An 8555-nucleotide genomic window follows, 5' to 3' on the forward strand; every position below is an offset into this window, starting at 1 on the left:
GCTCCGCCCGTGGGGGGCGGCGCACCGGGCAAGGAGGGCCGCATGACCGTACGGCGCGTGATGGGCATCGAGACCGAGTACGGGATCTCCGTGCCCGGGCACCCCAACGCCAACGCCATGCTCACCTCGTCCCAGATCGTCAACGCGTACGCGGCGGCGATGCACCGGGCGCGGCGGGCCCGCTGGGACTTCGAGGAGGAGAACCCGCTGCGTGACGCCCGGGGCTTCGACCTGGCGCGCGAGGTGGCGGACGCCAGCCAGCTGACCGACGAGGACATCGGCCTGGCCAACGTCATCCTCACCAACGGGGCCCGGTTCTACGTGGACCACGCGCACCCCGAGTACAGCTCGCCAGAGGTCACCAACCCGCGCGACGCCGTGCTCTGGGACAAGGCCGGCGAGCGGATCATGGCGGCCGCCGCGCAGCGCGCGCTGGAACTGCCCAACGGGCAGAACATCCACCTGTACAAGAACAACACCGACAACAAGGGCGCCTCCTACGGCACCCACGAGAACTACCTGATGAAGCGGGCGACGCCGTTCGCCGACATCGTCCGCCACCTCACCCCGTTCTTCGTCTCCCGCCAGGTGGTCACCGGCGCCGGCCGGGTCGGCATCGGCCAGGACGGTTCGACGCACGGCTTCCAGATCAGCCAGCGGGCCGACTACTTCGAGGTCGAGGTCGGCCTGGAGACCACGCTCAAACGCCCGATCATCAACACCCGGGACGAACCGCACGCCGACGCGGAGAAGTACCGCCGGCTGCACGTGATCATCGGGGACGCCAACCTCTCCGAGATCTCCACCTACCTCAAACTGGGCACCACCTCACTGGTCCTGTCGATGATCGAGGACTCCTTCATCGCCTCCGACCTCGCCGTCGACCAGCCGGTGCGCACCCTGCACCGGGTCTCCCACGACCCCACGCTCAAGCACCTGATCACCCTGCGCAACGGGCGCAAACTCACCGCCGTCCAGCTCCAGCTGGAGTACTTCGAGCTGGCCCGCAAGTACGTCGAGGACCGCTTCGGCACCGACGCGGACGAGCAGACACTGGACGTGCTGGCCCGCTGGGAGGACGTCCTCGGCCGGCTGGAGCGCGATCCGATGTCGCTCTCCCGGCAACTGGACTGGATCGCCAAGCGGGAGATCCTGGAGGGCTACCGCAGCCGGGACGCCCTGGGGTGGGAGAACCCGCGGCTGCACCTGGTCGACCTCCAGTACAGCGACGTACGGCCCGACAAGGGCCTCTACAACCGGCTGGTGGCCCGCGGCCGGTTCGAGCGGCTGGTGACCGAGGCGGAGGTCGAGCGGGCCGTCTCCAAGCCCCCGGAGGACACCCGGGCGTACTTCCGCGGGCGCTGCCTGGAGCAGTACGCCGACCACGTCGCCGCGGCCTCCTGGGACTCGGTGATCTTCGACCTGCCGGGCCGGGACTCGTTGCAGCGGGTGCCCACGCTGGAGCCGCTGCGGGGCACCCGCAACCACGTCAAGGAGCTGCTGGACCGCTGTCGCACCGCGGAGGACCTGCTGCGGGTCCTCTCCGGCGGGTAACTTTTCGATCACCATGGGTGAACGTCCGCCGAATGGGAATCATCCGGGGTGGCAGCGGGTGTTGGACAGGAAGCGCCACCGGCAAACCGGGAGCGGCAGTCGCACCTTGTGTATAGGGTCGGTGCAGCAAGCAACGACCAAACCGTGCCAGAAGAATCGAGCGGGGTGAGGGAAATGGCGAGCAAGGACACCGGCGGCGGCCAGCAGCGGGCGAACCGCTCCTCCGAGGAGGTCGAGGAGCAGGCCGCGGAAACCCAGAATTCCGACGACCTCAAGGAGCGCCAGGAAAAGCTGAGCGACGACGTCGACGCGGTGCTGGACGAAATCGACGAGGTCCTCGAGTCGAATGCGGAGGATTTCGTCCGCGGATTCGTGCAGAAGGGCGGGCAATAGCCCGTCCCCGGCATTCGGGAATTCACGGTCGTGACCGTCGAGGGCGGTCGGGCGGCGAGGGCCGCCCGGCCGTCCGGCACCGGCCCCCTGCGCGCGTGGACAGTGATCTCCGGGCGGGTAGGGTGCGGGCAACGCGAGCTTCAAGCTACCTGGAAGGAATCGTGTGGAAGCCAACACTCGTGGCACCGGGCGTCTACCGGCTGCCTTCCTGACCCCGGGGTCCTCCTCCTTCGTGGACTTCCTCGCCGAGCACCGGCCGGAGCTGATCCCCGGCCACCGCGGGCTCCCCGCGGGGGCCGTGATCGAGGCCCCGCACGGGACCACCATCGTGGCCGCGGTGTTCGACGGCGGCGTGGTGATCGCCGGTGACCGCCGGGCGACGATGGGCAACGTGATCGCCCAGCGCGACATGGAGAAGGTGTTCCCGGCCGACGAGTACAGCGCGGTCGGCATCGCCGGCACCGCCGGCCTCGCCATCGAGATGGTCCGGCTGTTCCAACTGGAGCTGGAGCACTACGAGAAGATCGAGGGCGCGGTGCTCTCGCTGGAGGGCAAGGCCAACCGGCTCACCGCCATGATCCGGGGCAACCTGGGCATGGCGATGCAGGGCCTGGCGGTCGTCCCGCTGTTCGCCGGCTACGACCTGGACCTCGGCCGCGGCCGGATCTTCAACTACGACGTCACCGGCGGGCGTTCCGAGGAGCGCGGCTTCGCCGCCACCGGCTCGGGCTCGGTCTTCGCCCGCGGCTCGATGAAGAAGCTCTACCGCGACGGCCTGACGGCCGACCAGGCCGCCACGCTGGTCGTCCAGGCGCTGTACGACGCGGCCGACGACGACTCCGCCACCGGCGGCCCCGACCTCGCCCGCAAGATCTTCCCGATCGTCTCGCTGATCACCGAGGAAGGCTTCCGCCGGCTCACCGACGCGGAGGTCACCGAGATCGCGGTCGCGATCACCGACGAGCGCCGCTCGCACCCCAACGGCCCGCAGGCCCCGCTGCTCTAGCCATCACCTCTCAGGAAAGGGACGACCGCCGGTGTCGACACCGTTCTACGTCTCGCCCCAGCAGGCCATGGCGGACCGCGCGGAGTACGCCCGCAAGGGCATCGCGCGCGGCCGCAGCGTGGTCGTGCTCACCTACGCCGACGGCATCGTCTTCGTCGCGGAGAACACCTCCAGAGCGCTTCACAAGGTCTCCGAGATCTACGACAAGATCGCCTTCGCGGCGGTCGGCCGCTACAACGAGTTCGAGAACCTGCGCATCGGCGGCGTCCGCTACGCCGACCTGCGCGGCTACTCCTACGACCGGGCCGACGTCACCGCCCGGGGCCTGGCCAACGTCTACGCCCAGACGCTCGGCACCATCTTCTCCTCGGTCGGCGAGAAGCCCTACGAGGTCGAGCTGATCGTGGCCGAGGTCGGCCGCACCGCGGACGAGGACCAGATCTACCGCCTCACCCCGGACGGCTCGATCGTCGACGAGAAGAACTACGTCGTGGTCGGCGGCAACGCCGACTCGATCGGCAACTACCTGGGCCAGCGCCACCAGGCCGGGATGGGCCTCACCGAGGTGGTCCGGGCCGCCGTGGACTCGCTCGCCCGCGACCCCAACGGCGGCAGCCCGCGCGCCCTCACCCCGGAGCAGCTGGAGGTGGCCGTCCTCGACCGCCAGCGGTTCCAGCAGCGCAAGTTCAAGCGCATCCTGGGCAACCAGCTCGCCCGGCTGCTCGACGGCGACCAGTCCGCCGAGTCGGACGACGAGGACAACCCGGCGGACACCGCGCCGGAGTAGCAGTGCCTGCGGAGTCCCGTACGGCGGCCGGAAGGAGGCCGTACGGGACTCCGGTGCCCCTGCGGCGGCCCAGTCGTCGTGGAGGCGGTTTCGGACAGCTCCGACACAGAATGGAGTGCTCATGGACCGCCGGATTTTCGGGCTGGAGAACGAGTACGGCGTGACCTGCACGTTCCGTGGGCAGCGCAGGCTGTCGCCGGACGAGGTGGCGCGGTACTTGTTCCGCCGGGTCGTCTCCTGGGGCCGCAGCAGCAACGTCTTCCTGCGCAACGGCGCCCGGCTGTACCTCGACGTCGGCTCCCACCCCGAGTACGCCACCCCCGAGTGCGACGACGTGACCGAGCTGGTGACGCACGACAAGGCGGGCGAGCGGATCCTCGAAGGGCTCCTGGTCGACGCCGAGCGGCGGCTGCACGAGGAGGGCATCGCGGGGGACGTCTACCTGTTCAAGAACAACACCGACTCGGCCGGCAACTCCTACGGCTGCCACGAGAACTACCTGGTGGCCCGGCACGGCGAGTTCTCCCGGCTGGCCGACGTGCTGATCCCCTTCCTGGTGACCCGCCAGCTGATCTGCGGCGCCGGCAAGGTGCTGCAGACCCCGCGCGGCGCGGTCTACTGCGTCAGCCAGCGCGCCGAGCACATCTGGGAGGGCGTCAGCTCCGCCACCACCCGCTCCCGCCCGATCATCAACACCCGCGACGAGCCGCACGCGGACGCCGAGCGCTACCGCCGGCTGCACGTGATCGTCGGCGACTCCAACATGTCGGAGACCACGACGCTGCTCAAGGTCGGCGCCACCGACCTGGTGCTGCGGCTGATCGAGGCCGGCGTGGTGATGCGCGACCTCACCCTGGAGAACCCGATCCGGGCGATCCGCGAGGTCAGCCACGACCTCACCGGCACCCACCAGGTGCGGCTCGCCAACGGGCGCGAGGCCAGCGCGCTGGACATCCAGGAGGAGTACTACACCAAGGCGCTGGAGTTCGCCGACCGCAAGGGCATCAACACCGGCACCATCGGCCAGGTGCTCGAACTGTGGGGCCGGACCCTGGAGGCCGTCCGCACCGAGAACCTGGACCAGGTGGCCACCGAGATCGACTGGATCATGAAGTACAAGCTCATCGAGCGCTACCGCGAGAAGCACCAGATGAGCATGTCCAACCCGCGGGTGGCCCAGATCGACCTGGCGTACCACGACATCCACCGCCGGCGCGGCCTGTTCTACCTGCTCCAGGGCAAGGGCCAGGCGAAGCGGGTGACCACCGACCTCAAGACCTTCGAGGCCAAGTCCATCCCGCCGCAGACCACCCGGGCCCGGCTGCGCGGGGACTTCATCCGCCGGGCGCAGGAGCAGCGCCGGGACTTCACGGTGGACTGGGTGCACCTGAAGCTGAACGACCAGGCGCAGCGCACGGTGCTCTGCAAGGACCCGTTCCGCTCGGTGGACGAGCGGGTGGAGAAGCTGATCGCCGGGATGTGACCCCCGCAGGGGATCCCAGGTTTGTGATCAAGGCGGTGTCCGGCCCCGGTGGTGTCTACCGGGGCCGGACACCGTCCGGGCATACGCTGTCCGTCGAAGTCAGGAGAGCCGACCTCGATCGACAGTTAGGACCACCGTGCGCCGCACCGCCGGTTTGCTACTCACCCTGCCCCTGCTGCTGGCGGTCGCCTGCAGCAGTTCGCCCAAGGCGGCCGGCCCGGCGACTCCGTCCGCGGCGAGCGCGCCTCCGACGGTGCCCGCGCCGGTCGGCGAGGCGTCGCCGATGCCCACGCTGTCGGAGGGCGGTTTCGGTAGCAAGGCCACCATCACCCTCCCGGAGGGCCAGCCCGGCGGCCAGTTCGTGGTGAACACCGTCAGCGAGGGCGAGCGGTCGACGGTCAACAAGGGCGACTGGGTGACGGTCAACTACACGGCGAAGGACTGGACCACCGGCAAGGACCTGCCCAGCTCGTACGACCCGAGCGGGAAGCCGCAGCTCTACCAGGCCGGCAGCGGACAGCTCGTGCCGGCGCTGGACCAGAGCGTGATCGGCAAGAAGGTCGGCAGCCGGCTGCTGGTGGTCGCCCCGCCGGCGGCGGCCTTCGGCGAGCAGGGCAGCACCCAGCTCGGCGTCAACAAGGGCGACACCGTGGTCTTCGTCCTGGACATCGTGGAGAGCCTGCCGCAGGACTCCACGCTGACCGGCGCCATGACCCCGCCGCCGGCGACGATGCCGCAGGTCAAGGACAACGGCAAGGCCCCGGTGACGATCACCGTGCCGGCCGGGCAGGCCGCGCCCACCGACCTGGAGCAGGCGGTGCTGATCAAGGGCGAGGGCAAGCAGGTCAAGAGCGGGCAGACCCTGGTGGTGCAGTACACCGGGGTGCTCTGGAACAACGGCCAGCAGTTCGACTCCTCCTGGACGCACGGGGGCGCGCAGGCGGTGCAGATCGGCACCGGCAGCGTGATCGAGGGCTGGGACAAGGCGCTGGTCGGCCAGACCGTCGGCAGCCGGATCCTGCTCGTGGTGCCGCCCGCGCTCGGCTACAAGGACCAGGCGCAGGGCTCGGTGCCGCCCAACTCGACGTTGGTCTTCGTGATCGACATCCTGGAAGCGGTTTAGGGCGGACACGCACCCCTGGGATTCCGTACGCTTGGGCGGACGCTCGTACAACGAAGCGTCCGCCCTCATCCTGAGCTGTCATACTGCCCTCGCACTGTGGCAGGCGCCGCCCGGCGTCGAGGTCCGGGGCGGACGGTGCGACGGCAGACCGGCAGTCAGCACGCCGGTCGCAGACCTGGAAGACCTCGTGGCGAGATGGATGGGGAGTCATGACTGAGAAGACGCCGAGCCCGGGCGGGGCCGACACCGCGGCGAACGACAGCTCCGCGGGTGACCCGGCCGCCTCGCGTCCCGGCGGCCCGCTCCCGGGGGACGGTGAGTCGATCGTCGTCCCGCCGTCGATCCTGAAGCAGCAGGCCGGCTGGGCGCAGCCCGGCGAGCAGCCGCGGGCCTCGGGCGGGACCAAGACGGACGACACCCCGCAGATCTTCGCCTCCACCGTGCGTCGGGGCGACACCTCGGAGGCCGGGTACGACGAGAACCCGCCCGGGGTGGGCCGGCTGGGCGTGATCCTCGGTACGGTGCTGGCCGTGCTGCTGGCCGGCAGCGCCGTGACGCTGTACCTGGTGAACAAGGACGGCAAGTCGGACACCGCCGCCAAGCCGGACGCCGCCAAGAGCGCGCCGCCCACGCCGACCGCCGACCCGGTGCCGCCGATCAAGGACAGCGCCAAGGTGCTGCCCACCGTCACCGGTGACTTCGGCAAGAAGGCCGAGATCCAGGTGCCGGGCGAGGCCTCCGACGGCTCCTTCGTGGTGAAGGTGCTGACCGAGGGCACCGGCCCCAAGGTGGACAAGAACTCCTGGACCTCGGTGGACTACACCGCCAAGGACTGGACCACCGGCAAGGACATCCCGAGCTCGTACGACAACAACGGCAAGCCGCAGATCTTCCAGGCCGGCACCGACGCGCTGATCCCGGCGCTGGACCAGGCCGTGGTCGGGAAGAAGGCCGGCAGCCGGGTCCTCGTGGTGGCCCCGCCGGCCGCCGCGTTCGGCTCCCAGGGCAAGGCCGACATGTCGATCGGGGCGAAGGATGACCTGGTCTTCGTGATCGACATCCGCAACGCCAACGCGCCCGACTCCGTGGTGAGCGGCACCGTCACGCCGCCGCCCGCGGACTTCCCGCAGGTCAAGGACAACGGCAAGAAGCCGGCCGAGATCACCCCGGTGGCCGGCGCGAAGGACCCGACCGAGCTGAAGTCGCACGTCCTGATCAAGGGCACCGGGCCGGCGGTGGAGAAGGGCGAGAAGGTCGTCGTCCAGTACACCGGCGCGCTGTTCAAGGACGGCAAGATGTTCGACTCCTCGCTCAGCAAGGGCCAGGCGTTCTCCTTCCCGGTCGGCGGTGGCCAGGTCATCCAGGGCTGGGACCAGGGCCTGGTGGGCCAGACCGTCGGCAGCCGGGTGGAGCTGGTGATCCCGGCCGCGCTGGCGTACGGCGACAAGGGCCAGGGCGACATCCCGCCGGGCGCGCCGCTGGTCTTCGTGGTGGACATCCTGGACGCCGGTCAGGGCTGATCCACTTTCGGGTGACAATGGTGTGCGTGTGACCTTCAGGTCCGGCCGCGTGGCCGGACCACCCCGGGCGGTGGGCGCCCGTACCGTGGTCCGGGAACGGACCGGGGGTGCGGGCGCCCGCCGCTTGGTCGTGACTGCAATGCGAAACGTGAGAAGAGGGACTGTGAGCGTCAACCTCAACGAGAAGCCCGAGATCGACTTCCCGATCGGCGACGCCCCGGCGGACCTGCAGATCCGCGACATCGTCGTCGGTGACGGCGATGAGGCCAAGTCGGGCCAGGTCGTCAAGGTCCGCTACGTCGGCGTGACCTTCGAGACCGGTGAGGAGTTCGACTCCAGCTGGAACCGGGGCACCGCCCCGTTCTCGTTCCCGCTGGGCGCCGGCCGCGTCATCAAGGGCTGGGACCGCGGTGTCGCCGGCATGAAGGTCGGCGGCCGCCGCGAGCTGACCATCCCGTCGCACCTGGCCTACGGCAACCAGTCGCCGACCCCGCTCATCCCGGCGGGCTCGACCCTGATCTTCGTCGTCGACCTGATCGGCGTCTGAGTCGTTCCACACCGTGGGGCGGACCCCCCGCGGGGGTGGGCCCCCCGGCGTGAACCGCGGCGGCGTTTTGACTGCCTAACCCAACCCCGACGGGGGGGGCCCCCCGGGGTCCAACCGGCGCGTATAAAAAAAAGAACCAGCC

The 8555-nt window shown here is 69.9% G+C and carries 8 protein-coding genes; all 8 read left to right on the plus strand.

Features of this window, described 5'->3' with window-relative positions:
- The first annotated feature begins 42 nt into the window (after window positions 1–42).
- The 8 genes from dop to ACFWPT_RS15575 all read left to right on the plus strand — a co-directional run bounded on the left by dop (window position 43) and on the right by ACFWPT_RS15575 (window position 8413).
- Window positions 43–1554, plus strand: coding sequence for a depupylase/deamidase Dop (gene dop / locus ACFWPT_RS15540; protein ID WP_208869055.1), 1512 nt, complete (start codon window positions 43–45; stop codon window positions 1552–1554).
- Window positions 1555–1728: 174 nt separating this feature from the next.
- Window positions 1729–1947 (plus strand): ubiquitin-like protein Pup, encoded by a 219-nt coding sequence (locus ACFWPT_RS15545; protein ID WP_031069167.1) that lies wholly within the window; start codon window positions 1729–1731, stop codon window positions 1945–1947.
- Between the two features lie 163 nt (window positions 1948–2110).
- Window positions 2111–2953, plus strand: a complete 843-nt coding sequence (gene prcB, locus ACFWPT_RS15550; RefSeq protein WP_380342771.1) for a proteasome subunit beta — start codon at window positions 2111–2113, stop codon at window positions 2951–2953.
- A 31-nt stretch (window positions 2954–2984) separates the two neighbouring features.
- Complete coding sequence (gene prcA / locus ACFWPT_RS15555) at window positions 2985–3740, plus strand: proteasome subunit alpha (protein WP_063346912.1); 756 nt, start codon at window positions 2985–2987, stop codon at window positions 3738–3740.
- Between the two features lie 121 nt (window positions 3741–3861).
- Complete coding sequence (gene pafA / locus ACFWPT_RS15560; protein ID WP_063346911.1) at window positions 3862–5223, plus strand: Pup--protein ligase; 1362 nt, start codon at window positions 3862–3864, stop codon at window positions 5221–5223.
- 136 nt (window positions 5224–5359) lie between these two features.
- Window positions 5360–6346 (plus strand): FKBP-type peptidyl-prolyl cis-trans isomerase, encoded by a 987-nt coding sequence (locus tag ACFWPT_RS15565; protein WP_380482188.1) that lies wholly within the window; start codon window positions 5360–5362, stop codon window positions 6344–6346.
- Between the two features lie 209 nt (window positions 6347–6555).
- The gene (locus tag ACFWPT_RS15570) at window positions 6556–7866 is read left to right on the plus strand and encodes an FKBP-type peptidyl-prolyl cis-trans isomerase (protein ID WP_380342778.1); all 1311 of its coding nucleotides are present in this window, start codon (window positions 6556–6558) and stop codon (window positions 7864–7866) included.
- A 163-nt stretch (window positions 7867–8029) separates the two neighbouring features.
- On the plus strand, window positions 8030–8413 hold the full coding sequence (locus ACFWPT_RS15575; protein WP_063346909.1) for an FKBP-type peptidyl-prolyl cis-trans isomerase: 384 nt from the start codon (window positions 8030–8032) through the stop codon (window positions 8411–8413).
- Window positions 8414–8555 lie beyond the last annotated feature (142 nt).

It is taken from the genome of Kitasatospora sp. NPDC058478, assembly GCF_042720345.1.
GTDB lineage: Bacteria > Actinomycetota > Actinomycetes > Streptomycetales > Streptomycetaceae > Kitasatospora.

Bases quoted from the DNA above. Each gene is read 5' to 3' on its own strand.
- dop (WP_208869055.1), top strand. From the start codon at position 43: ATGACCGTACGGCGCGTGATGGGCATCGAGACCGAGTACGGGATCTCC.
- ACFWPT_RS15545 (WP_031069167.1), top strand. From the start codon at position 1,729: ATGGCGAGCAAGGACACCGGCGGCGGCCAGCAGCGGGCGAACCGCTCC.
- pafA (WP_063346911.1), top strand. From the start codon at position 3,862: ATGGACCGCCGGATTTTCGGGCTGGAGAACGAGTACGGCGTGACCTGC.
- ACFWPT_RS15570 (WP_380342778.1), top strand. From the start codon at position 6,556: ATGACTGAGAAGACGCCGAGCCCGGGCGGGGCCGACACCGCGGCGAAC.